Here is a 21,900-nt window from a genome sequence, read left to right on the forward strand (position 1 = left end):
TCCCTGGGATGCTCAGGGGGATGGACTCGCCCGCGCCGGTCGCCCCCTGGGTCGTGCTCGGGGTGGCCCTGGTGGCGCTGGCGGCGGTCGTCGCGGGGCTGGCGCTGAGCCGGCGGGGCGCGCCGGCCCGGCCGCGGCAGGAGGACGGGCCCCCGCCCCCGGAGCGGCCGCCCGGCCCGCACTGGGCCGTCGACGACCTGCCCGGGTTCCTCGAGGCGCCCCCGGGCACCCCGGCCCCGGACCCGCGGCCGGTCGCCACTCCCGTGCCGGCGGCGCCGGCGGGACCCGATCCGTCCGCCCGCACGGTGGCCGTGCTGGCCGCCGCGGCCCTGGCGCTGGTCGCCGTCCTCGCGGGCGTCGCGCTGGGCGGCGACGCCGGGGAGCCGGTGGCCGGCGGCACGCCCCCGGCGGCCGTCCCCGGCCCGTCCACGCCGTCCGCCTCCCCCACGACGGCGCGGCCCGAGCTGCCGCCCGTCCCCGCCGACCCGCTGCCCGGCGAGCGCGGCGCGGGGCTGCTCGCCGCGCGGTCGGTGCCCCTCGGCGACGAGGGCGTCGCCGCCCGGCTGGCCCTGGGCGGGCTGGTGCTGGAGCGGCGCGCGGTCGGCGTCACGGTGGGCTACCCGTCGGTGAGCGTGAGCGTCGGGACCGACGGGACGGCGCTGGCGCACGTGCTGCTGCCGACCTGGAACTGCCTGGGCACCACCGCGCCCGGGGACCCGGAGGCGGCGGGGTGCACGCCGGTCCTCACCGAGTACGCCGACCTGCCCACCCCGGCGCTCACCGTCACCCGCGACGGCGACACGCTGCGGCTCGCCGGCCGCTTCCCCACCTACACCCGGCCCACCGCCACGCCGCCGGCGTACACTGGCCGGGTCTACGACCTGAGCGTCACCGTCGCCCCGGCCGGCGGGCTCGACGGCGCCGAGGCCCCGGCGGAGGGGACGCTGTTCCTCGGCACCGAGCGGGCCGAGTCGCTGCCCGACCCGGCGCTCAGCCGGATCCGCGTCGCCGGCTGACCGGCAGCGCCGGGACCAGCCGGGCCGCCCGGTCCAGCACCGGCCGCAGCACCCGGCCGCGGCCGGACACCGCGACGCCGACCAGCGGCGCGCCCCGCACGGCGCCCAGCCCGCCGATCTCGGAGCGGCCCCACCACGGCAGCCGGTCCGCGCCGTCGACCAGCGTGAGCAGCCCGGCGCGCAGCCGCCCGCCGTCGGTGACCGTGGCGACCTCGACCCGGCCGAGGGCGGCGTGCAGCCGGGCGGCCGCGCGGACGAGGTCTCGGGACCGGGCGCCGGGTGCGGCGGCGAGCAGGTCCGGCAGCGCGCGGTCGAGGTCGCGCGGGTCGCGGCTGCGGACCACCCGGCCGGCCGCGACGTCGTCCAGGCCGTCGACGAGCAGCGTGCTGCGGGAGGTGGCGACCCGGGCGTCGGGGCGCAGCCGGGCCAGCGCCCGGACGGTCGGGTCGCCCAGCGGCAGCCCGGCCAGCCGCAGCCGCCAGGGCCGGCGCAGCCCGGAGAGCAGGGCCAGCACGCCCGCGGCCAGCCGCTCGGCGGCGTCGTCGTCGCGGGCCAGCAGCCGCGCCGGCGGGCGGCCGCCGGGGACGGGGAGGCCGTCGCCGAGGAGGGTCGCGGTGACCACCGGGCCGGCGGTGGCCAGGGCGAGCAGGGCCAGCGCATCGGGCCGGCCCGACCAGCGCGGCTCGACGACGACCGCGGCGGGCAGCAGCCGCGGCCGCGGGTGCGCCGACTGCACCGAGAGCACGGTGGTCAGCCACGGCGCGGCGGCGGTCAGCGGCGCGGCGAGGTCCCGGGCGAGCGGGACGGCGGCCCGGACCTCGCGGACCACGCCGGCCCGGCCCAGCGCCGTCCGGGTGTCCCTGTCCGCGCCGGTCACCGGGTCATCCGACCACACCGCCGCCCGGGCGCCGGGACGCCGCCGGGACACGGCCGGGACGCAGCAACCCCCGGCGGCGGCTGCCGTCGGGGGCTGCGGGAGAGGTGGAGGGGATGTCGCACGCCGGTGTGCTGGGCGGTCCCGTCCGTCCCCGGGACGTCGTCGTCAGATGGCGCGGCGGCGCAGGCGGCGGCGCTCCCGCTCGGAGAGCCCGCCCCAGATGCCGAACCGCTCGTCGTTGGCGAGCGCGTACTCCAGGCACTCGGCCTTGACCTCGCAGCCGGTGCAGATCTTCTTCGCCTCGCGCGTGGAGCCGCCCTTCTCGGGGAAGAACGCCTCCGGGTCGGTCTCGGCGCACAGCGCCCGCTCCTGCCAGGACTGGACGTCGTCGGACAGGCCCATGCCGAGCAGCCCCATCAGGCCCGGGTCGGCCGGCCCGCTGCCGCGGGAGCCCCGCTCCGACCCGCCGATGTAGTCACTCAGCCACGAGACCTCTGCCATGACGATGCGTCCCCTCTCGCTCTCGTCCCGGACGCGGTTGCTCCGCGCCGCACACCGCCGGAATTACACGCGTGTCGTTGCCCGAGCGTCAACTTCGCCCGGTGTAAGCGGTTGACCACACGCGCCCCACGCGTCACACGCCGTTCGTCACTTCTCGTCCACGTTCCCGACACGCCCGTCGAACAGTGGACAAGTGCCCATGGGGCACGATGACTTTCGTGGAGATCGTCGTGCTCGCCGGAGGCGTCGGCGGGGCCCGGTTCCTGACCGGACTGCGGGAGGTGGCGCCGCCCTCGTCGGTCACCGCGGTGGTCAACACCGGCGACGACGTCACGATGCACGGGCTGCGGATCTGCCCGGACCTCGACACCGTCGTCTACACCCTCGGCGGGGGCATCGACCCCGAGCGCGGCTGGGGCCGGGCCGGCGAGTCCTGGACGGTCAAGGAGGAACTAGCCGCCTACGGCGCCGAGCCCACCTGGTTCGGCCTGGGCGACCGCGACCTGGCCACCCACCTGGTCCGCACCCGGATGCTCGACGCCGGCTACCCGCTCTCCGACGTCACCACCGCGCTCGCCGACCGCTGGCAGCCGGGGGTCACGGTGCTGCCGATGAGCGACCAGCGGGTCGAGACGCACGTCGTCGTCGACGACCCCGGCAGCGGGCGGCGCAGCGCGGTCCACTTCCAGGAGTGGTGGGTCCGCCACCGCGCCGAGCCGGAGCCGCACGCCTTCGTGCAGGTCGGCGCGGAGCAGGCCCGGCCGGCGCCGGGCGTCGTCGAGGCGCTGGCCCGCGCCGACGCCGTCGTGCTGGCGCCGTCGAACCCGGTGGTGTCGATCGGCACGATCCTCGGCGTGCCCGGCCTGCGCGACGCGCTGCGCGCCACCCCGGGCCGGGTCGTCGGGATCTCCCCGATCGTCGGCGGCGACGTGGTGCGCGGCATGGCCGACCGCTGCCTGCCGGTGCTCGGGGTCGAGGTCAGCGCCGAGGGCGTCGGCCGGCACTACGGCGCGCGGTCCGACGGCGGCCTGCTCGACGCCTGGCTGGTGCACACCGGCGACCGCGCCGAGGTGCCCGGCGTCGACGTGCGCGCGGTGCCGCTGCTCATGAGCTCCCCCGAGGCCACGGCCGCGATGGCCCGGGCCGCGCTGGACGCCGCGGGCGTCTCGGTCGATGGCTGAGCCGGCCGGGGGTCTGCGGGTCCTGCCCGTCCGGGGGCTGCCGGAGTTCACCGCCGGCGACGACCTGGCGGGGGCGGTCGCCGGCGCCGCGCCGTGGCTGGCCGACGGCGACGTCGTCGTCGTCACCTCCAAGGTGGTGTCCAAGGTGGAGGGCCGGGTGGTGCCGGTGCCGCCGGGCACCGACCGCGAGGCGGTGCGGCAGCGGGCCATCGACGAGGAGACCGTGCGCGTCGTCGCCCGGCGCGGGCCGCTGAAGATCGTCGAGACGCGGCACGGCTGGGTGGTCGCCGCCGCCGGCATCGACGCCTCGAACGTGCCCGGCGACTCGCTCGTGCTGCTCCCCGCCGACGCCGACGCCTCCGCCCGCGGGCTGCGCGACCGGCTGCGCGAGCTGCTCGGCGCCGAGGTGGCGGTGGTCGTCAGCGACACCTTCGGCCGCACCTGGCGGGAGGGGCTGACCGACGTCGCCGTCGGCTCGGCGGGGATCGCGGCGCTCACCGACCACCGCGGCGCCGTCGACGCGCACGGCAACCGGCTGGAGACCACGCAGACGGCGCTCGTCGACGAGGTCGCCGCGGCCGCGGACCTGGTCAAGGGCAAGCTCGACGGCGTACCGGTCGCCGTCGTCCGGGGGCTCCCGTTCGAGGCGCCGGCCGAGGACGCCGGCACCCGCCCCCTGGTGCGGCTGGGCCCCGGCGACCTGTTCCCCTACGGCAGCCGCGACCTCGTCGCCAGCCGGCAGCCGGCGCCCGACCTGGTGCCGCGGCCCGGGGACCGCGCGGCGGTCGCCGAGGCGTTCCGGGTGGCCAGCGCCGCGCTGCCGGAGTTCCCGGTGGTGCTGCGACACGGCGGCGAGGGCGACGGCGTGGTCGACGTCCACCTCCCCGAGCGCGCCACGGTCACCGTCGCGCTCAACCTCGGCGCGCTCGTGGGGACCGTGCTCGTCCAGCTGCACGCCGAGGGCTGGGCCACCCGCTGGGAGCCGGTCGGCACCCCGGGCGGGTCCTCACTCGTCGGGAGGTTGTGGCTGGGCTCCCCCCGGGCCTGACCGACGGGCGGTCGCTAGCGTCGCCGGTCATGCGGGGGATCATCCTGGCCGGAGGCACGGGGAGCCGTCTGTTCCCCATCACCCAGGCGGTGAGCAAGCAGCTCATGCCGGTCTACGACAAGCCGATGGTGTACTACCCGCTCTCGACGCTGATGATGGCCGGCGTCCGCGAGGTGCTGGTGATCACCACCCCGGGCGACCAGGCCGCGTTCCGGGCGCTGCTCGGCGACGGCAGCCGGCTCGGGATGCGGATCGAGTACGCCGTGCAGGAGAAGCCCGAGGGCCTGGCGCAGGCGTTCCTCATCGGCGCCGGTTTCGTCGGTGACGAGGCCGTGGCGCTGGTCCTGGGCGACAACATCTTCTACGGCGCCGGCCTCGGGACGGCGCTGGGACGGCTGCCCTCCCCCGACGGCGGGCACGTGTTCGCCTACCACGTGGCCAACCCGCAGGACTACGGCGTCGTGGAGTTCGACGGGGGCGGGAAGGTCCTCTCCATCGAGGAGAAGCCCGCCACGCCGAAGAGCTCCTACGCCGTGCCCGGGCTGTACTTCTACGAGTCCTCGGTGGTCGAGGTGGCCCGCGGCATCCGGCCCAGCGCCCGCGGCGAGCTCGAGATCACCGCGGTCAACGAGCACTACCTGCAGCAGGGCCGGCTGACCGTCACCGTCCTCGACCGCGGCACCGCCTGGCTGGACACCGGCACCTTCGCCTCGTTGCGTCAGGCGACCGAGTTCGTCTCGGTGGTCGAGGAGCGGCAGGGCCTCAAGATCGGCTGCATCGAGGAGGTCGCCTGGCGGCAGGGCTGGCTCGACGACGACGGCCTGCGCCGCGCCGCCGGGCCCCTGGGCAAGAGCGGCTACGGCGACTACCTGCTGCGCCTGCTGGACGACCCCCGCCCGTGAGGACCGGCCCGGGCGCCTGCGCCGGGTGGGGTCAGAAGCGGCGGTAGTTCGTCGGCGCCATCCGCGGGCCGCGGCGGGGCGGCATGCTCCCGCCGACGTGCAGCAGCCGCACCACCCGCTGCCGGTGCCCGCGCCAGGGCTCCAGCAGCTCCATCATCCCGTCGTCGTCGGTCTTGCGGCCGGCCAGCGACCAGCCCACCAGGTTCTTCAGGTGGTAGTCGCCGTAGCTGACGGTGTCGGGGCAGCCGTGGGTGCGCTGGACGACCTCGGCCGCGGTCCACACCCCGATGCCCGGCACCGTGCGCAGCCTGCGCTGCAGGGTCGGCGAGTCGCAGCCGTCGTCCGGCTCGAGCGCGTGCGCGACCGACGCCACGTGCAGCAGCGCCCGCCGGCGGGCGCCGTCGAGGCCACAGCGGTGCCACTCCCAGTCGGTGACCTCCCGCAGCCGCCGCGGCGAGGGCAGCACCCGCATGCCCTCGGGGGCGGGGCCGGGCGCGGGGTCGCCGGCCAGCCGCAGCAGCGCCCGCCACACCCGGTGCGCCTCGACGACGGTGACCTTCTGCTCCAGCACCGCCGGGACCAGCGCGTCCCAGGTGCGGCCGGTGCGGCCCAGCCGCAGGTCGGGCGTGCGCCGGGCGATCTCGCGGACCAGCGGGTGGCAGTCCGGGTCGAAGCCCGCGCAGTCGTCGAACGCGCCGAGCCAGCCGGGCACCGCCGTGCCGGCCCACTCCGCGCCCGGGCCCCACGCCTGCACCCGCACCTCGCCGCCCCGGTACGTGAGGCGCACCGTGGCCGGCCCGCACGGGGTGGTCGTCGTCCGCCAGACGGCGTCCCCGTCCCACTGCATCGCGGGGTCCCCGGCGCTGCGCTGGTGCGGGCGCAGCACCGCCTTCAGCTCGAAGCGCCAGTCCGGCCGCCAGCAGTCGGTGAAGTCGGCGCCGGCGAGGACGGCGGGAGGTGCGGGTGCCGGCGGGGTCGGGGCCGGCAGTGCAGCGGTCACACGGGTCTCCGGAGGGTCAGCGGGGGGCCATGCGCAGCGCGCCGTCCATCCGGATGACCTCGCCGTTGAGGTAGCCGTGCTCGACGATGGCGAGCGCCAGCTGGGCGAAGTCGTCGGGACGGCCCAGCCGCTTGGGGAACGGGATGCCGTTGGCCAGCGCGGTGCGGGCCTCCTCGGGCAGGCCGCCGAGCAGCGGGGTGTCGACCAGGCCGGGGGCGATGGTGCACACCCGCACGCCGACGCTGGACAGGTCGCGCGCGGCCGGCAGCGTCATGCCGACGATGCCGCCCTTGGAGGCGCTGTAGGCGAGCTGGCCGATCTGGCCGTCGAAGGCGGCGATCGAGGCGGTGTTGACGACGACGCCGCGCTCGCCGTCCTCCTCCGGCTCGGTGGCGGCCATGGCGGCGGCGGCCAGGCGCAGCACGTTGAAGGTGCCGACCAGGTTGACCATCACCGTGCGGAGGAACGGGTCGAGGTCGTGCGGGGTGTTGCCCTTGCCGACCGTGCGCTGCGCCCAGCCGATGCCCGCGCAGTTGATCGCGACGCGCAGCGGCCGGTCCTTGCCGGTGGCGTCCTCGATCGCGGCGGCCACCTGGGACTCGTCGGTGACGTCGGTGCGGACGAAGGTCGTGTGCCCGCCGAGCTCGTCGGCCAGCGCCTTCCCGCGCTCCTCGTTGAGGTCGAGGATCGTCACCGCGGCACCGCGCGCGGCGAGCGCACGGGAGGTGGCCTCCCCGAGGCCGGAGGCCCCACCGGACACGACAGCTGCGACGTCGAAGTTCTTCATGACCGGCATCACACCACGCCCGGGACCGGGCCTGACCAGGGCCTAGCTGAAGCGCGCACCGTGCCGGTCCTCCACGGCGGACAGCAGCTGCTTGACCCGCTCGGCGTCGGACACCGGGCAGACCATCGTGACGTCGGCGGTGGCCACGACCACGCTGTCGCGGACCCCGACCAGCGCCACGAGGTGCTCCGGGTCGTCGCTGAACACGATGTTGCCCGCGCTGTCGAGGGTCACCGCGAGCCCGCCCACGGCGTTGCCGTCGGCGGTGGCCAGCGTCTGCGCGAGCGCCGGCCACGAGCCGACGTCGAGCCACTCGACGTCGAGGTCGGCGACCAGCACCCGGCCGGGCTCGGTGGCCGCGGGCTCGAGGACGGCGTAGTCGACGCTCGTCCTCGGCAGCGTCGGGAACACCTGGGCGAGGACGGCGTCGCGCTCGGCCCCGGCCGGCGCGGCCACGATCCGGGCCAGCCCCTCCGCCGACGCCGGCAGGTGGTCGGCCAGCGCGTCGAGCACGGTGCGGGCCCGCCAGACGAACATGCCGGAGTTCCACAGGTACTCCCCCGACGCCAGGTAGGCCTCGGCGGTGGCGCGGTCGGGCTTCTCCTTGAACGCGGCGGCCTCGGCGACCCCGGGCACCTCGGTGGGCGCACCGCGGCGGACGTAGCCGAAGCCGGTGGCCGGGGCGGTCGGCGTGATGCCGAGGGTGACCAGCGCCCGCGGCCGCGCGGCCAGCGCCTCGAAGGCGGTGGTCAGGGTGGCGGCGAACCGCTCGACCGGGCGGATCACGTGGTCGGCGCTGACGACGGCGAGCTCGGCGTCCGGGTCGGCCTCGGCGACCAGGGCGGCGGCCAGCCCGACGGCGTTGGCGGTGTCGCGGGCGACCGGCTCGAGCACCAGCCGGTCCGGCCGCAGCCGCGGCAGGGCGGCCCGCACCTGGTCGCCGTAGCGGGCCGCGGTGCACACCCAGATCCGCTCGGCCGGCAGCACCGCCTCCAGCCGGGTGAAGGCCTCGGCCAGCAGGCTGTGCGCGCCGCCGTCCCCGTCCTGGAGGACGTCGAGCAGCTGCTTGGGCCGGGCGGAGCGGGACAGCGGCCACAGCCGCGTGCCGGAGCCCCCGGCCATGATGACCGCGTGCCTCATGCCGCGCCTCCCCGGCGGGCCCGGCCGACGTCGTCGGCGCGGCGCTGGAAGCGGGCCCCGGCGGCCACCCGCCCGCTGACGTAGGACAGGAGCATCCGGCCGCCGAGGCCGGCGCGGAGCGCGGCCCGCAGCGGGGCGTTGCGGGGGCCGGGGTACTGGCCGGACAGGTAGCGCAGCGCGCTGGTGTGGTGCACCCGCTGCATGCGGTGCGGCTCCCGGCGGGTGGCGTGCCCGCCCTCGTGGACGACGACGGCGCTCGGCGCGTAGACGTGCAGCCAGCCCGCGCGCCCGAGCCGCTCACCGAGGTCGACGTCCTCGAAGTACATGAAGTAGCCGGGGTCGAAGCCGCCCACCGCCCGGAACGCCTCGAGGTCGACGAGGAAGCAGGAGCCCGACAGCCAGCCGGCGGTGCGCTCGCGCGGCGCCTCGCGCTCCCGGCGGTAGCGCGCGGTCCACGGGTTGCCCGGCCACGCCCACCCGAGCAGCGCGTGCCCGGCGCCGGTGGACAGCCGCGGCAGCTCCCGCGCCGACGGGTAGAGCTCGCCCTCGGGGGTGCGGATGGCCGGGCCGACGGTGGCCGCGCGCGGCCAGCGGGCGGCGACGGCGAGCAGCTCGTCGACCGACCCGGGCTCGAAGCGGACGTCGGGGTTGGCCACCAGCGCGTACCGGCCCGCGGCCCCGGCCAGGCCGGCGTTGACCGCCGCGCCGTAGCCGACGTTCCCGCCGGTGCGCAGCAGCCGCACGTGCGGGTGCTCGGCGGCCACCCGCTCCGGGACGCCGTCGGTGGACCCGTTGTCGGCGAGCACCACCTCGACCGGGCGGGTCGTCGCCTTCGCCAGGGAGGTCACGAAGCCCTCCAGGGCCTCGCCGGGCGAGTAGGTGACCGCCACCACGCGCAGGGGTCCCGACGGCGGTGCGCTCACACCTCCCAACCTAGATGCGCCCCGCGGCGGGCCTCCGCGCGAGGGAGGCGACCGGGGTCGGTGGGGCGTCCGGGACGACTGTGACGGGACGTTCCCACCCCCGCCGCCGCGATCCCCCCGGACTCAAGGAACGGCTCCCTCCGGCCGATGGGTGTCTGTGCGCAAGTACCTCCTCACCCACCGTTGCGCCGCCGTACCGCTCGCCCTGACCTGCGGCCTGCTCGTGCTCGGCGGCTGCAGCACCGGCGGGACCCAGGCGGACACCACCCCCACCGCCGACGGGACGACCGCCGCCGGCACGTCGAGTCCCCCGGCCGACCCGACCACCGGCGCTCCGGCGGCGGACAGCCCGCCCGCGGTGGACACCGACGCCGTGCAGAGCGACGCCCCCGTCGACTCCGCCTCGCTGGTGCTGGCCCGCGCCGAGTGGTCGCCCGGCCTGCCCGGCATCGAGGCCGCCGCGTTCGTCCAGGGCCTGGTCGAGGCCGGCGGCGAGTGCACCGCCGTCGCCGAGCCCGCGGGCGGCGGCGACGCGGTGTCCAGCGCCGCCACCGAGGCCGAGCCGGGCCCGGCGACCACCGAGTGCGGCGCGCTCGCCGTCGTCCTGCCCGAGGGCAGCACCGGCGCGTGGGCGGTCACCGTGACCTACACCTCCGGCTCGGCCGAGCTGGAGTCCGAGACGGTGACGGTGGACGTCCCGTGAGCGGCCGCTCCGTCCCCCGGCGGGCCCGGCTGCTGCTGGCGCTGGCCTGCGTGCTGGCGTCGCTGGCCGGCGTCGGCGTCGTGCAGGTGACCACCGCCGCGCCCGCGCAGGCGGCCAGCGCCGCGGACTTCCGCGCCGGCAACATCATCAGCGACGCCGTCTTCTGGGACGCCTCCACGATGGCGCCCTGGGACGTGCAGGCCTTCCTCAACGGCAAGGTCACGTCCTGCCAGGCCGGCTACACCTGCCTGAAGGACTACCGGGAGAACACCTGGACCCGGCCGGCCGACACCCAGTGCGCCCAGTACAACGGCGTCGCGGGGCAGACGGCCGCCGACATCATCTGGAACGTCGCCCAGGCCTGCCAGGTCAACCCGCGGGTGCTGCTGGTCCTCCTGCAGAAGGAGACCAGCCTGGTCACCAAGACCAACCCGACCTGGGACAACGCCTACAAGAAGGCCACCGGCTACGGCTGCCCGGACACCGCCCCGTGCGACGCGCAGTACTACGGCTTCTACAACCAGGTCTACAAGGCCGCCTGGCAGTACCGGCGGTACGCGGTGAACTGGAAGAACTACTCGTACCAGGCCGGCCGCTGGAACACGATCCAGTGGCACCCGAACGCCGGCTGCGGGACGACGTCGGTCTACATCGAGAACCAGGCCACCGCCGGGCTGTACGTCTACACGCCCTACCCGCCCAACCAGGCGGCACTGAACAACCTCTACGGCACCGGCGACGGGTGCTCGTCCTACGGCAACCGCAACTTCTGGCGGATGTTCACCGACTGGTTCGGCAGCACGCAGTACTCGGTCGTCGGTGAGATCGACGCGCTCTGGCAGCGGATGGGCGGGGTCGGCGGCGCCCTCGGCGCGCCGGTCGGCGCGCGCTACCCGACCTGGGGCAACGGCTGGACGCAGGGCTTCCAGAACGGCCGCATCCACTACTCCCCCACCACCGGCGCGCACGCGGTGCTCGCCCCGATCTCCGCCGCCTACGACCCGCTGATGGGCGAGTCCGGCCCGCTCGGCTACCCCGTCGGCGCGCGCTACGCGACGTGGGGCGACGGGTGGACGCAGGGCTTCCAGAACGGCCGCATCCACTACTCCCCCACCACCGGCGCGCACGCGGTGCTCGCCCCGATCTCCGCCGCCTACGACGCGCTGCTCGGCGAGTCCGGGCCGCTCGGCTACCCGGTCGGCGACCGCTACCAGACCGTGAACAGCGGCTGGGTGCAGGGCTTCCGGAACGGCCGCATCCACTGGTCGCCCAGCACCGGCGCGCACGCCGTCCTGGCGCCCCTCTCGTCGGCCTACGACGAGCTCCTGGGCGAGTCCGGGCCGCTCGGCTACCCGGTCGGCGACCGCTACCAGACCGTGAACAGCGGCTGGGTGCAGGGCTTCGAGGAGGGCCGGATCCACTGGTCGCCGGCCACCGGCGCGCACGCCGTCATCGGCGGCATCTCCACCGCCTACGACGCGCTGCTCGGGGAGTCCGGTCCGCTGGGCTACCCGACCGGCGACCGCTACCCGACGCCGGGCAACGGGTTCACCCAGACCTTCCAGAACGGGCGGATCCACTGGTCGCCGGCCACCGGCGGCCACGCCGTCGTGGCGCCCATCGCGGCGACCTACGACTCGCTGCTCGGCGAGTCCGGGCCGCTGGGCTACCCGACCGGGTCGCGCTACGCGACGCCCGGCGGCGGGTGGACGCAGGCGTTCCAGAACGGCCGCATCCACTCCTCCCCGGCCAGCGGCACGTTCGCCGTGCTCAGCCCGATCTCGACGGCCTACGACCCGCTGATGGGCGAGTCCGGCCCGCTCGGCTACCCGATCGGCGCGCGGTACCGGACGTGGAACGACGGCTGGACGCAGGCCTTCCAGAACGGCCGCATCCACTACTCCCCCACCACCGGCGCGCACGCGGTCCTGGCGCCGATCTCGGCGACCTACGACGCGCTGCTGGGCGAGTCCGGCCCGCTGGGCTACCCGGTCGGCGGCCGGTACCAGACGGCCGGCGGCGGGTGGACGCAGGCGTTCCAGAACGGCCGCATCCACTGGTCGCCCACGACCGGCGCGCACGCGGTCCTGGCGCCGCTGTCCCCGGCCTACGACGCGCTGCTGGGCGAGTCCGGCCCGCTGGGCTACCCGACGGCGGACCGGGCGCGGGCGGCCGGCAGCGGCTGGGTGCAGGTGTTCCAGAACGGCCGGATCTACTGGTCCGCCGCCACCGGGGCGCACGCCGTCCGGGGGCCGGTGGCGCAGGCCTACGCCGGCGCCGGGTCCGAGTCCGGCCGGCTGGGCTACCCGACCGGGGACCTGGTGACCGAGCCCGACGGGGCGCAGCGCCAGGACTTCGAGCACGGCTCGATCCGCTGGACCAGCGCCGGCGGGGCGACGGTGACGGTCACGACCGACTGACCGGCGCGCGGCAGGACGCGGACGGCCCCGGGACACTGCGGTGTCCCGGGGCCGTCCGTCGTCCGGGGCCGGGCGGTCGGGTGGTGCCGGCCGGTCGGGTGGTGCCGGCCGGGCGGTGCCGGTCAGGCGGTGCGGCGGCGCCGGACGACGACCTCGACGGCCACCGCCAGCACGAGCAGCAGCACCCCGGCGCCGGCGGCGGGCACCAGCAGCCGGTCGGCCAGCGGGTCGAAGTACAGGTCCACCCGGGCGTCGTCGAGGTCCCCGGGGAGCTCGATCGTCAGCAGCGTGTCCTCGACCGAGCCGACCTCGACCGCGGTGCCGTCCACCTCGGCCCGGAAGCCCGGCCAGGCGGGGATCCGCAGCACCAACCGGCCGCCGTCCGCGGGCGTGGACACCCGCAGGGACTCCCCCGGCTCGCCGCTGCGGAAGGCCGCGTCCCCCGGGGCCTCGTCGCCGGCGGCCTCGACGGAGACGCCGTCGGAGGCCCAGGTGACCCGGCCGGGCAGGTCGTCGTCGCGGACGAAGCGGCCGTACACGCCGGCCAGGCCGGCCCCGGTCCACGTCCCGCCGTCGCGGAAGTGCTCCTGGACCGCGTCCGGGGTGTACGGCGAGAGCAGCACCTGGTCCGAGGAGAGGGCGTCGATCCAGCGCAGGTCGGTGCCGGGCACCCGCTCGAGGAGCCCGTCGGTGCACTCCTCGGCGGACTGCACCTGGCCGAACAGGTCCTGGCACAGCCGCTCGGTCCACGCGTCGTGGCCGACCGCCACGTAGCCGAAGCCCGGGCGCAGGCCGGCGACGAGGTTCGCGTTGCCGGGGAGCACCCCCCAGTCCCAGCCCTGGTCCTGGACCTCGCGGTCGACGTCGTCGAACCCGCCGAAGACGTACACGGTGAGGGCGGTGTCCACGGCCACCGCGCGGTCGCGGAAGGCGGCGACGTCGTCCCCCCAGTCCGGGCGCAGCGCCATGTTGCGGAACGGCAGCCCGGTGGCCGGCAGCTCCGCCTGCTCGTCGGCCCGCGCCTGGGCCAGCGTGGTCGAGCCGACCGGGGCGAGGTCGGCCGCGACCGCCAGCGCCACCAGCACCGGACCGGCCACCCGCGGCAGCCAGGCGCGCGGCGCTCCCCCGGCCGTGGCGGCGCGCCGGCGGACCAGCAGCGCCAGCGCCGCCACCGCCACCGCGGCCAGCGCCGCGGCGAGCAGGTGCCACGCCCACAGTGCCGGGGAGCGCACCAGCGCGAGCGCCAGCTGGGCGCCGACCAGGCCGAGGGCGGCGAGGACGCGGCGGCGGGTGGGGCGGGCGGCGGCGGTCAGCGCGACGGCGGCCAGCACGGCCAGCGCCGGTCCGGAGACGGCCAGGTAGCGGAACGGGTAGCGCAACTGGCCGACGTCGGTCGGCATCTGGGTGAGCACCAGCGCCGCCCCCAGCAGCACCAGCGCGGTGAGCACCCCGCGCCCGCGCAGCGCCCGCCGCCGGTCGACCAGGGCGAGGGCGGGCAGGGCGAGGACGGCGGTGGCGGCCAGCGGCGGCGTCCAGAGGTAGCCGCCGGCGGCGCCGGAGACGCTCGGGGTCAGCGTGTTCCCGCCGAGCACCGCGTCGAGCAGGTTCGGGATGAGCGAGCCGACGTTGGCCAGCACCGTCTCCGGCGGCTCGCTGCGGGTGGAGGCCTCGGCCATCTCCTGCGACGCCAGCAGCCCCGGCGCCCCGGCGACCAGGCCGGCGGCCCCGGCGACCAGCCGGGACAGGACCGGTGCGGTGTCCCGTCCCTCCCGCCGGCGGCGGCGCTGCTCGAGCAGGTGCCCGGCGACGAGCGCCCCGGCGGGGATCAGCACGTACGGGTAGCCGGAGGCGGTGAGCTGCCAGGCGGCCAGCGCGGTGACGACGGCGCCCGGCCAGCGGCGCAGCACCAGGCCCAGCCACAGCCAGGGCAGCCACGCGGTGCCCCACATCAGTGGCCACCAGGACCCGCCGACCCACAGGAACAGGCCGGTGCTGGCCGCCCCCACCGCCGTGGCCGCCGCCAGCGCCGGGCGCACCCGCAGCACGACCAGCAGCAGCACCAGGCCCAGCCCGAGGACCAGGGTGGCGCCGGCGCCGAGCAGCCAGCCGGCGTCCCGGAGCGTGTCGAGGCGGGCGACCGCCGCGCTGATCAGCCAGTGCGTGGGGTCCAGGACGCCGTACTGGGGGTCGGCGACGAAGTTGCCGCCCGAGCCGAGCTCGGGGTCCAGCAGCGGCGGGCGGACGCCCGGGGACCGGCCGAGGTACCCGAGGCCCGGCACGTACTGCGCCTGCTGGTCGTCGAGCCAGAAGAACCGCGGCACCAGCGCGCGGAGGACCGCGAGGAAGGCGACCTGGGCCAGCACGTACCCGCCGACGGCGAGCGCCGCGTCGCGGGCACGGCGACGGCCCGCGGGGCCGCGGGGAGCCGCGATCGGGGCCGTCTCGGACCGGTGTGCCTGCGTCGCGGTCATCCCGCCGGGTTCCGCCTCCTCGTCAGCCGTCGCTCCAGCCCGGTGGTCGCACCGAGGCCCGCGGCGAGGGCGAGGACCGAGAGCACGGCGCCGGCGCCGACGGCGACGGTCCCGAGCCCGGCCCGGGGCCGCTCGTACGCGATCTCCAGGGTGCCCTCCCCGCCGCCGTCGGGCAGCACGACCTCGACGGCGGTGCCGTCGACGACCTCGACGTCGGCCGGCCGCCCGTCCACCCGCGCCACGTAGCCCGGCCACCACGGGATCCGGGTGAGGACGCGGGCGTCGTCGCCGGACCAGCGCACGCGGTAGCTCTCCTGCTCGAACCCGACGTCGAGGGCCTCGACCGAGTCGACGCCGTCGCTGACCCAGGTGACCCGGCCCGGGGTGGCCTCGCGGCGCTCGTAGCGCAGCAGCCCGCGGTCCTCGCCGGTGCGCTCGTAGGAGCGGTCCAGCGCCGCGCGGATCTCGGCGGGCGCCCGCTCGTCGAGCAGGACGACGTCCTTCGACAGCGCCTCGAGCCAGGTGACGTCGGTGCCGGGGACCTGCGCGAGCAGCCGGTCGACGGCGTCGGGGCAGCCGCCGACGACGCCGACGAAGCTCGCGCACCACCGGTTCGCCCAGCCGGCCTGGCCGAGCGAGGTGTAGGCGTAGCCGGGCCGGATGCCGGCGAGCAGCGCGGCGTTGCCGACCGCGGCCCCGCGCAGCGCGCCGCGGTCCTCCCCCGGCTCGCCCCACCAGAGGACGGTCGCGTTGAGCCCGACGCCCTGGCTGGCCTCCTCGAAGTCCGCGACCAGCGACGGCCACACCTCGGTGTCGTAGACGCCGCGGGCGGGCAGCCCGGTGGGCTCGTCGCCGTGGTCGCGGGCGTCGATGCGCTGGTAGGTGATCGCCGCGCCGATGCTGGCCAGCGGCGCCGCCGCGGTGGCCACCAGGGCGAGCACCGCCAGGACGGCGCCGGCGCGTGCCCGGGCCGGGGTCCCGCCGTCCGCGGCCGGCTCGGCGTCCCGGGCCGCGCGCCGGTGCGCGAGCACCCCGGCGACGGCGAGGACGACCAGCCCCCAGAAGACGACGAAGAAGTGCCACCTCCACATGACCGGCGTGCGTGACCAGGCCAGGACGCCCTGGGCGGCCAGCAGCCCGGCGGCCAGGGCCAGCCGCCGCCGGCCGAGGTCCAGCCCGCAGCGGCCGGCGAGCACGGCGACCAGCACCGGCGCCACGACCTGCAGGATGACCACGTAGCGCCACGGGTAGCGCAGGTCGAACAGCACCGTCGGGCTCTGCGTGGCCACGACCGCGACGACGCACAGCGCCGCCGCCGGCAGCACGCCCGCGGTGCGCCAGAGCCGGACGCCGTCGGGGCGGACCCGCCACCGGACCAGCGCCAGCACGGGCAGCACGAACCAGGCCAGCGCCATGACCGCCGGCTGCATCCGGTCGCCCCACCAGCCGAGCACCGACGGCGAGAGGGTCGCGCTGCCGAGGAGGACGTCGAGCAGGTTGGGGATGTGCTCGCCGGCGTTGCCGAACGCATCGCCGGCGCCCCCGAGGCTGCGCTGGCTGAACGGGGTGAGGGCGCTCGCGGTGAGCAGGCCCGGCGCGCCGAGCAGCGCGCCGCCGGCGCCGGCGGCCAGCCGGACGACGAGGTCGCGCACGCCGCCCTCGGCGCGCGGCCGCTGCAGCCGGACGAGGACGACGCAGGCGACCACGATCGCCGAGAAGGGCAGCGCGTACGGGTAGCCGGAGGTGACGGTCATGTAGGCGGCCACCACCGCGCCGGGCACCGCCCAGCGGCTGCGGCTGGACAGCGCCCACCACAGCCACGGCATCCAGGCGGTCCCCCAGCCCGAGGGCCACCAGGACGTGGCGTACCAGAGCATGAAGCCGGAGTTGACCGCGCCGAGCGCGGCCGCGGCCGCCCACACCGGGCGGGCGCCGAGGTGGGTGGCGAGGACCGTGGTCCCCAGCCCCATCACCGCGACGACCAGGATCTTCATCCCCCACGCCGCGGCGTTGAGGTCCTCCGCCGAGCCGACGAGTTGGGCGAGGAGCCAGTGCACGGGGTCGAGCACGCCGTACTGGAGGTCGGCGACGAACGCGCCGCCCGAGCCCTGGTCCGGGTCGATCAGGGGCGGCGTCCCGGACTGCCGGCCGAACCAGGAGAAGACCGGCAGGTACTGCGCCTGCATGTCGTCGATGTAGAAGAACCGCGGCTGCCACAGCCGCACGACCAGCAGCAGGACGGCCTCGGCGGCGACGAACAGCCCCGCCGCGACCAGGCCGGCGCGGGCCGGGGAGCGCGGGCCGGCGCCCGGGGGCACCGGTGCCCCGGGCGGCGTGCCCGGCCGGTCGAGCACGGACGCCCGGGAGCTCATGCGGAGGCCTCCCGCCCGCCGGGGATCAGGTCGTGCAGGGCGTCCTCGATCTGCTCCAGGCGGGACCAGGTCAACGCGCTGCTCGGCGCGTCGCCGCGGCCGGCGAGCAGCCAGCCGGTGCCGGACTCGATCAGCCTGTCCGCCACCAGCCGGTCGATGCAGGAGACGTCGGGCACGGAGTCCCCGACGAACCACACGTGGCTGGACTCCTGCCGGGGCAGCCGGTCGAACAGCACCCGGAACGGCTCGAGGGTGACCTTGTCGCCGGTGGCCTCCTCGGAGGTGACGACGTGGTCGACGACCTGGTCCAGCTCCAGGTGCACCAGCTTGCGGAACTGGATCTGCGCGGTCAGGTCGGTGACGATCGCGATCGGGATGTTGTTGTAGCGCAGCGAGCTGAGCAGGTCGCGGGCGCCGGGGCGCAGCTTGGCCGCCAGCAGGTACTCCCGCCAGTACTCCTGCTCCAGGGCCAGCGCGAGCGCCGGCTGGCTGCGCAGCCCCAGCATCTCGATCGCCTCGTGCCCGTAGAGCAGCCGGCTGTGCGAGCTGCCGGTCTCGCCCAGCCGCGCCTTGACCCGCTTGCGCGCGCCGTCCCAGACGTCGAGGAACGCCCGGTCCTTGACGCCCAGCTCGCGGGCGGCGAAGGCCACCACCGCCGCGGTCCCCGCCCGGTGGCAGGGCTCGTAGGGGTAGAGCGTGTCGTCGAGGTCGAAGATGACGAGCGACGGCAGGCGGGGGGTGGTGCTCATCGGAGGGTCGACTCCAACCGGTTGCGGCGACGCTCGAGCATCGCCAGGACGAGGATCAACTGCATGAGGCCGCGGCTGCCGCCGAGCCACACCGGCTCGCTGACGAACAGCTCCTCCGGCCGGTCGAGCAGGTGGCGGGCGAGGCTGCGCACGTCCCGGGGGGTGAGCGGGGACGGCGAGACGGTGAGCTCCACCGCGCCCGGCTCGTTGAGGTACTCCAGGCGGGAGGGGACGCCGCCCACGGAGATCAGCGCCCGGCTCAGCCGCTCGGCGAACGCCAGGCCGCGCAGCCGGGCGACCACGCGCAGGGACAGCGGGGCGTCCAGCGGCTGGTCCTCCGGCGGCAGGCACCGCTCGGACTCCAGCCGCAGGACGACGTCGGCCAGCGGGCGCTGCGGGAGGATGTAGCGGTCCCGGTCGGGCTCGCGCCGGTCGATCGAGGCCTGCACCGAGGTCAGCGCGTGCCCGCGCTCACCGACGTCGCGCTCGATCTTCAGCCGGCGCCGCAGCGGCTCGTCCATGTCGGTGAAGACCGTGAGGTCCACCTTGGCGCGGACGTCGCCGCTGGTCAGCGCGTGCAGCCCGCTGACCACCACGAGCTCGCGGTGGGCGATCGGGCGCTGCTTGGTGAACCGGCCGCGGGCGTGGTCGTAGTGGCGGCACCACACCTCCTCGCCGGCCAGCAGCCGGAAGGTGTCCCGGGTGAGCCGGGGCAGGTCGTTGGCCGCCGGGTCCAGGTGGGTGGTGACGTTCCACAGCGGCGCGTGCCGCTCGTAGAGGTGGTAGTCGTCGCCCATGAGGAACGACGTCGCCTGCTCGCCGAAGACGTCGGACAGCGAGATGCACAGCGTGTCCTTGCCGGTGCCGCTGTCCCCCGCCACCGCCATCGACAGCGGCGCCCGCGAGAGCCGGTAGACGTCGTACTGCTGCAGCGCGCCGCGCAGGACCATCGCCAGCGCGATCGCCCCGGCGACGACGGCCGTGGTGGCCAGCAGGTCGAACACCCAGGCCGGCAGGTCGAACGTCGAGCGGTCGACGTCCCGGAAGGCCGAGCCGAGGGCGGGGGCGTCCCACCGCGGCGCCGCGCCGCTGGCGGTGACCGCCTGCGCGGCGGTGACGGCGACCCAGAAGCAGAAGACGGCGGCGCGCACCCGCGGGCCGGTGCCGGCGGCGATCACCGCGAGGAAGGGCACCGACCACAGGAACCAGCCCGGCGAGGCGGGGGTGAGCAGCGCGACCGCGGCCAGGGCCACCGCGGTCACGGTGAACACCAGGTCGGGGTTGGCGCGGCGGAACCGCCACAGCACCGCGAGCAGCGCGGCGTAGACCACCGGCAGCAGCACCAGCTGCAGCCCGGGGCCGAGGGTGATGACGTAGTCGACGGCGGCGCCGAAGGTCGGCGTCCCGAGGACCATCTCCCGGTAGCCGCCGGAGACCGCGGGCAGCAGGAACAGCACCAGGCCGGGCAGCAGCCCGGTCAGGTACGGGACGAGGGCGGCCCGGTAGCGGCTGTTGCGCAGCAGGAACAGCAGCGCGAACGGCACGATCAGCACCGAGCTGGCCTTGACCGCGATCGCCAGGCCTGCGGCCACGCCGGCGGCCGACCACTGCCGGCGTCGGAAGGCCAGCACCGAGGCGAACATCAGCAGCGTCGGCACCAGGTCCAGCTGGCCGTGCACGTACGCGGCGTAGACGAGGATCGGCGAGACGGCGGCGAGCACGACCGCGCGGCCGGGGCGGGAGCCGCCGGTCCGCAGCAGCAGCCAGGTGATCAGCAGGTCGGCGACCAGGACCCCGGTCGCCATGCCCAGCTGCACCGCCCACGGCACCGGCAGCCACGAGGTGAGCAGCCCGAAGAAGCCGAACCAGACGAGCATGAGCGGCCCGTACGGGAAGGCCTGCTCGACGCCGCCGTCGGCCAGCCACTCCGACCACGGGGTGAACGAGGGCTGGTCGAGGAAGTGCTCGACGAAGGGGGCGAACCAGGCGCGCTGCACCGCCGGCACGAGCACCGCGAGCAGCGCGACGCGCACCGCGAACCCCGCGGCGAGCAGCAGCTTCTGCCGGGGGCCCAGCTCCCTCAGGCCCACAGCGCAGGCCTCTTCGTGCAGACGGCGTCGAGCTCCAGGCCGGCCTCGGCCAGCGCGCGGCGGATGCCCGCGAGCTCCGGCTCGGGGTCGCGGGCCTGCAGCTCGGGGCTGACCACCATCACCCGGTACCCGGTGCCGGCCAGCGCGGCGAGGTCCTCGCGCGGCGGCAGGGCGCCGGTGAAGGAGTCCAGCCACACCCACTGCGCGCGCGGCCGCAGCGCCAGCACGGTGTGCACCGACTCGTACTCCGAGATGCGCGCCATGCAGCGGCTCTCGCCGCGGCGCAGCGTGCGCACCATGAAGGGGAAGGACTGGTCGAGGTAGGTCCACTCCTCGACGCCGCGGGCGGCCAGCGCGGCCTCGACCCGCTCCTCGAGGCCCTCCTCCTTGACGTTGGCCACGAGGAAGGCGTGCGCGTAGGCGTCGAGCCACTCCTCGAGGTCCACGCCCGGGTCGAACGGCTCGTGGGTGACCACCAGCCGGTCCCCGTAGGACCGGATGTCCATCTCGATGCCCAGCTCGCGCGGGGTGTCGGCCAGCTCGGCCGGCAGGTTCCGCCGGTGGGCCACCACGAGGGTCACAGCTGCTTCCTCAGCGCCAGGCTGAAGTCGACCGTGCGCTTGATGAACTTGCGCTTGGCGGCGAGGTCGACGTTCCAGGACGAGGTGCCGAAGCGGCGGGGCGCGAAGACCACCGGCACCCGGCGGATGTCGAAGCCCCGCTCGGCGGCGGTGTACATCGCGAACAGGTCCAGCGAGAAGTCCTTGGGCGGGGTGCCCCACTGGTCGAGCAGCTCGCGGGAGAACATCGTCGGCTGGGCGTTGATGTCGGTCAGCCGGCGGCGCAGCAGCACGGTCTCGAAGACGCTCATGCCCGCGGTGAACACCCGGTCGGCGACCGGCCGGCCGTAGCGGCGGCCCTTGACCAGCACCGGCCCCTGCGCGCCCTCCATCGCGGCGACGGCGCGCAGCGCGTCGGCGGGGTCGGTCTGCAGGTCGGCGTGGGTCCAGCCGACGATCGGCGCGCGCGCCACCGCCAGCCCGGAGGTGATCCCCCAGCCGTAGCCCTCGTTGGGGTCGACCCGGATCGACCGGACCCGCTCGTCGGCGGGGTCGAGCAGCCGGGCGAGCACCTCGGGGGTGTCGTCGGTGCTGCCGTTGTCGACGAGGATCACCTCGCCGTCGCCGGCCTCGGCGGTGAAGCGGGCGCGCAGCACCAGCTCGGGCAGCGAGCGGGCCTCGTTGTAGCAGGGGACGACGAGGCTGAAGGCGGGCGTGGGCCGGGTCGGCTCAGCCATGCGGGGAGGCCACCTCTCGGGGCTCGGGGCCGCGCGCGGGCGACCGGAAGACGAAGCGGGCCATGCCCACGAAGTTCCACGCGGCCGACAGCCCGGTGGCCACCAGGAAGCCCGCGGCCAGCTGCCAGGTCCGGCCGTCGTCGAGGACGGCGAGGACCAGCGCGTTGGCGCCGACGTTGATCCCGAGGGCGCACAGGTAGATGACGACGAACGCCACCAGCGACCAGCGGTGCGACTGCCCGCGGAAGGTGAACCGCCAGTTCGCGACGTAGGCGAACACCGCGCCGGCGATGAAGCCCAGCGCCTTGGCCCAGCCGTGGCCGACGCCGCCCCACAGCAGCAGCTGGTAGACGACGGCGTCGATGAGCACGGTGGTGCCACCGACCAGCACGAAGCGTGCCAGTGAACCCCTCACGACCGGTT

The 21,900-nt window shown here is 76.3% G+C and carries 19 protein-coding genes; 6 read left to right on the forward strand and 13 right to left on the reverse strand.

Annotation, left to right across the window (positions count from 1 at the left end):
- The first annotated feature begins 20 nt into the window (after positions 1–20).
- Positions 21–1,016 carry a hypothetical protein gene (locus tag ACI79L_RS03900; RefSeq protein WP_456935505.1) on the forward strand — a complete coding sequence of 332 codons (996 nt, stop codon included), beginning with the start codon at positions 21–23 and terminating at the stop codon, positions 1,014–1,016.
- Here ACI79L_RS03900 and ACI79L_RS03905 read toward each other — a convergent pair.
- Positions 991–1,893, reverse strand: a complete 903-nt coding sequence (locus ACI79L_RS03905; protein WP_456935506.1) for a hypothetical protein — start codon at positions 1,891–1,893, stop codon at positions 991–993. The two genes, ACI79L_RS03900 and ACI79L_RS03905, sit on opposite strands and share 26 nt — an antisense overlap.
- 165 nt (positions 1,894–2,058) lie before the next feature.
- Positions 2,059–2,310 carry a WhiB family transcriptional regulator gene (locus ACI79L_RS03910; RefSeq protein ID WP_456929453.1) on the reverse strand — a complete coding sequence of 84 codons (252 nt, stop codon included), beginning with the start codon at positions 2,308–2,310 and terminating at the stop codon, positions 2,059–2,061.
- Positions 2,311–2,612: 302 nt separating this feature from the next.
- Here ACI79L_RS03910 and cofD point away from each other — a divergent pair, with 302 nt between their 5' ends.
- Genes cofD through rfbA form a run of 3 tightly spaced genes read left to right on the forward strand, consistent with a single transcriptional unit; the run spans position 2,613 to position 5,525 of the window.
- Entirely contained in the window at positions 2,613–3,575 is a 963-nt protein-coding gene (cofD, locus tag ACI79L_RS03915) for a 2-phospho-L-lactate transferase (RefSeq protein ID WP_456935507.1), read from the forward strand.
- On the forward strand, positions 3,568–4,623 hold the full coding sequence (locus ACI79L_RS03920) for a coenzyme F420-0:L-glutamate ligase (RefSeq protein WP_456935508.1): 1,056 nt from the start codon (positions 3,568–3,570) through the stop codon (positions 4,621–4,623). Before cofD ends, ACI79L_RS03920 begins: the two co-directional genes overlap by 8 nt.
- A 29-nt stretch (positions 4,624–4,652) precedes the next feature.
- The gene (gene rfbA, locus ACI79L_RS03925) at positions 4,653–5,525 is read left to right on the forward strand and encodes a glucose-1-phosphate thymidylyltransferase RfbA (protein WP_456935509.1); all 873 of its coding nucleotides are present in this window, start codon (positions 4,653–4,655) and stop codon (positions 5,523–5,525) included.
- Between the two features lie 31 nt (positions 5,526–5,556).
- On the opposite strand, the gene ACI79L_RS03930 is transcribed toward rfbA, so the two are convergent.
- From ACI79L_RS03930 to ACI79L_RS03945, 4 genes are read right to left on the reverse strand one after another with little or no spacing between them, the layout of a single operon-like run.
- Positions 5,557–6,525 carry a DNA-3-methyladenine glycosylase family protein gene (locus ACI79L_RS03930; RefSeq protein WP_456935510.1) on the reverse strand — a complete coding sequence of 323 codons (969 nt, stop codon included), beginning with the start codon at positions 6,523–6,525 and terminating at the stop codon, positions 5,557–5,559.
- Positions 6,526–6,541: 16 nt separating this feature from the next.
- Positions 6,542–7,312 carry an SDR family NAD(P)-dependent oxidoreductase gene (locus ACI79L_RS03935; RefSeq protein ID WP_456935511.1) on the reverse strand — a complete coding sequence of 257 codons (771 nt, stop codon included), beginning with the start codon at positions 7,310–7,312 and terminating at the stop codon, positions 6,542–6,544.
- A gap of 42 nt (positions 7,313–7,354) precedes the next feature.
- Entirely contained in the window at positions 7,355–8,452 is a 1,098-nt protein-coding gene (locus tag ACI79L_RS03940) for a mannose-1-phosphate guanylyltransferase (protein ID WP_456935512.1), read from the reverse strand.
- Positions 8,449–9,375, reverse strand: a complete 927-nt coding sequence (locus tag ACI79L_RS03945) for a glycosyltransferase family 2 protein (protein ID WP_456935513.1) — start codon at positions 9,373–9,375, stop codon at positions 8,449–8,451. The genes ACI79L_RS03940 and ACI79L_RS03945 overlap by 4 nt, the downstream gene beginning before the upstream one ends.
- A 157-nt stretch (positions 9,376–9,532) precedes the next feature.
- Here ACI79L_RS03945 and ACI79L_RS03950 point away from each other — a divergent pair, with 157 nt between their 5' ends.
- Entirely contained in the window at positions 9,533–10,078 is a 546-nt protein-coding gene (locus tag ACI79L_RS03950; RefSeq protein WP_456935514.1) for a hypothetical protein, read from the forward strand.
- Positions 10,075–12,498, forward strand: a complete 2,424-nt coding sequence (locus ACI79L_RS03955; protein WP_456935515.1) for an LGFP repeat-containing protein — start codon at positions 10,075–10,077, stop codon at positions 12,496–12,498. Before ACI79L_RS03950 ends, ACI79L_RS03955 begins: the two co-directional genes overlap by 4 nt.
- Positions 12,499–12,620: 122 nt before the next feature.
- Here ACI79L_RS03955 and ACI79L_RS03960 read toward each other — a convergent pair whose 3' ends face one another.
- From ACI79L_RS03960 to ACI79L_RS03990, 7 genes are read right to left on the reverse strand one after another with little or no spacing between them, the layout of a single operon-like run.
- Complete coding sequence (locus ACI79L_RS03960; protein WP_456935516.1) at positions 12,621–14,969, reverse strand: hypothetical protein; 2,349 nt, start codon at positions 14,967–14,969, stop codon at positions 12,621–12,623.
- Entirely contained in the window at positions 14,966–17,341 is a 2,376-nt protein-coding gene (locus ACI79L_RS03965) for a hypothetical protein (RefSeq protein ID WP_456935517.1), read from the reverse strand. Before ACI79L_RS03965 ends, ACI79L_RS03960 begins: the two co-directional genes overlap by 4 nt.
- The gene (locus ACI79L_RS03970; RefSeq protein ID WP_456935518.1) at positions 17,338–18,090 is read right to left on the reverse strand and encodes an HAD family hydrolase; all 753 of its coding nucleotides are present in this window, start codon (positions 18,088–18,090) and stop codon (positions 17,338–17,340) included. Before ACI79L_RS03970 ends, ACI79L_RS03965 begins: the two co-directional genes overlap by 4 nt.
- On the reverse strand, positions 18,087–20,180 hold the full coding sequence (locus ACI79L_RS03975) for a hypothetical protein (protein WP_456935519.1): 2,094 nt from the start codon (positions 20,178–20,180) through the stop codon (positions 18,087–18,089). Before ACI79L_RS03975 ends, ACI79L_RS03970 begins: the two co-directional genes overlap by 4 nt.
- Positions 20,171–20,761 carry a hypothetical protein gene (locus ACI79L_RS03980; RefSeq protein WP_456935520.1) on the reverse strand — a complete coding sequence of 197 codons (591 nt, stop codon included), beginning with the start codon at positions 20,759–20,761 and terminating at the stop codon, positions 20,171–20,173. Before ACI79L_RS03980 ends, ACI79L_RS03975 begins: the two co-directional genes overlap by 10 nt.
- Positions 20,758–21,477, reverse strand: a complete 720-nt coding sequence (locus ACI79L_RS03985) for a glycosyltransferase family 2 protein (RefSeq protein ID WP_456935521.1) — start codon at positions 21,475–21,477, stop codon at positions 20,758–20,760. The genes ACI79L_RS03980 and ACI79L_RS03985 overlap by 4 nt, the downstream gene beginning before the upstream one ends.
- Positions 21,470–21,892, reverse strand: coding sequence for a GtrA family protein (locus ACI79L_RS03990; RefSeq protein ID WP_456935522.1), 423 nt, complete (start codon positions 21,890–21,892; stop codon positions 21,470–21,472). The genes ACI79L_RS03985 and ACI79L_RS03990 overlap by 8 nt, the downstream gene beginning before the upstream one ends.
- Between the last annotated feature and the right edge of the window lie 8 nt (positions 21,893–21,900).

The sequence above is a fragment of the Geodermatophilus sp. SYSU D00684 genome, assembly GCF_054050455.1.

Coding starts and splice junctions, on each gene's coding strand:
- ACI79L_RS03900 (WP_456935505.1), top strand. CDS start 21: ATGGACTCGCCCGCGCCGGTCGCCCCCTGGGTCGTGCTCGGGGTGGCC.
- ACI79L_RS03910 (WP_456929453.1), bottom strand. CDS start 2,310: ATGGGGCTGCTCGGCATGGGCCTGTCCGACGACGTCCAGTCCTGGCAG.
- ACI79L_RS03920 (WP_456935508.1), top strand. CDS start 3,568: ATGGCTGAGCCGGCCGGGGGTCTGCGGGTCCTGCCCGTCCGGGGGCTG.
- rfbA (WP_456935509.1), top strand. CDS start 4,653: ATGCGGGGGATCATCCTGGCCGGAGGCACGGGGAGCCGTCTGTTCCCC.
- ACI79L_RS03935 (WP_456935511.1), bottom strand. CDS start 7,312: ATGAAGAACTTCGACGTCGCAGCTGTCGTGTCCGGTGGGGCCTCCGGC.
- ACI79L_RS03940 (WP_456935512.1), bottom strand. CDS start 8,452: ATGAGGCACGCGGTCATCATGGCCGGGGGCTCCGGCACGCGGCTGTGG.
- ACI79L_RS03960 (WP_456935516.1), bottom strand. CDS start 14,969: ATGACCGCGACGCAGGCACACCGGTCCGAGACGGCCCCGATCGCGGCT.
- ACI79L_RS03965 (WP_456935517.1), bottom strand. CDS start 17,341: ATGAGCTCCCGGGCGTCCGTGCTCGACCGGCCGGGCACGCCGCCCGGG.
- ACI79L_RS03970 (WP_456935518.1), bottom strand. CDS start 18,090: ATGAGCACCACCCCCCGCCTGCCGTCGCTCGTCATCTTCGACCTCGAC.
- ACI79L_RS03985 (WP_456935521.1), bottom strand. CDS start 21,477: ATGGCTGAGCCGACCCGGCCCACGCCCGCCTTCAGCCTCGTCGTCCCC.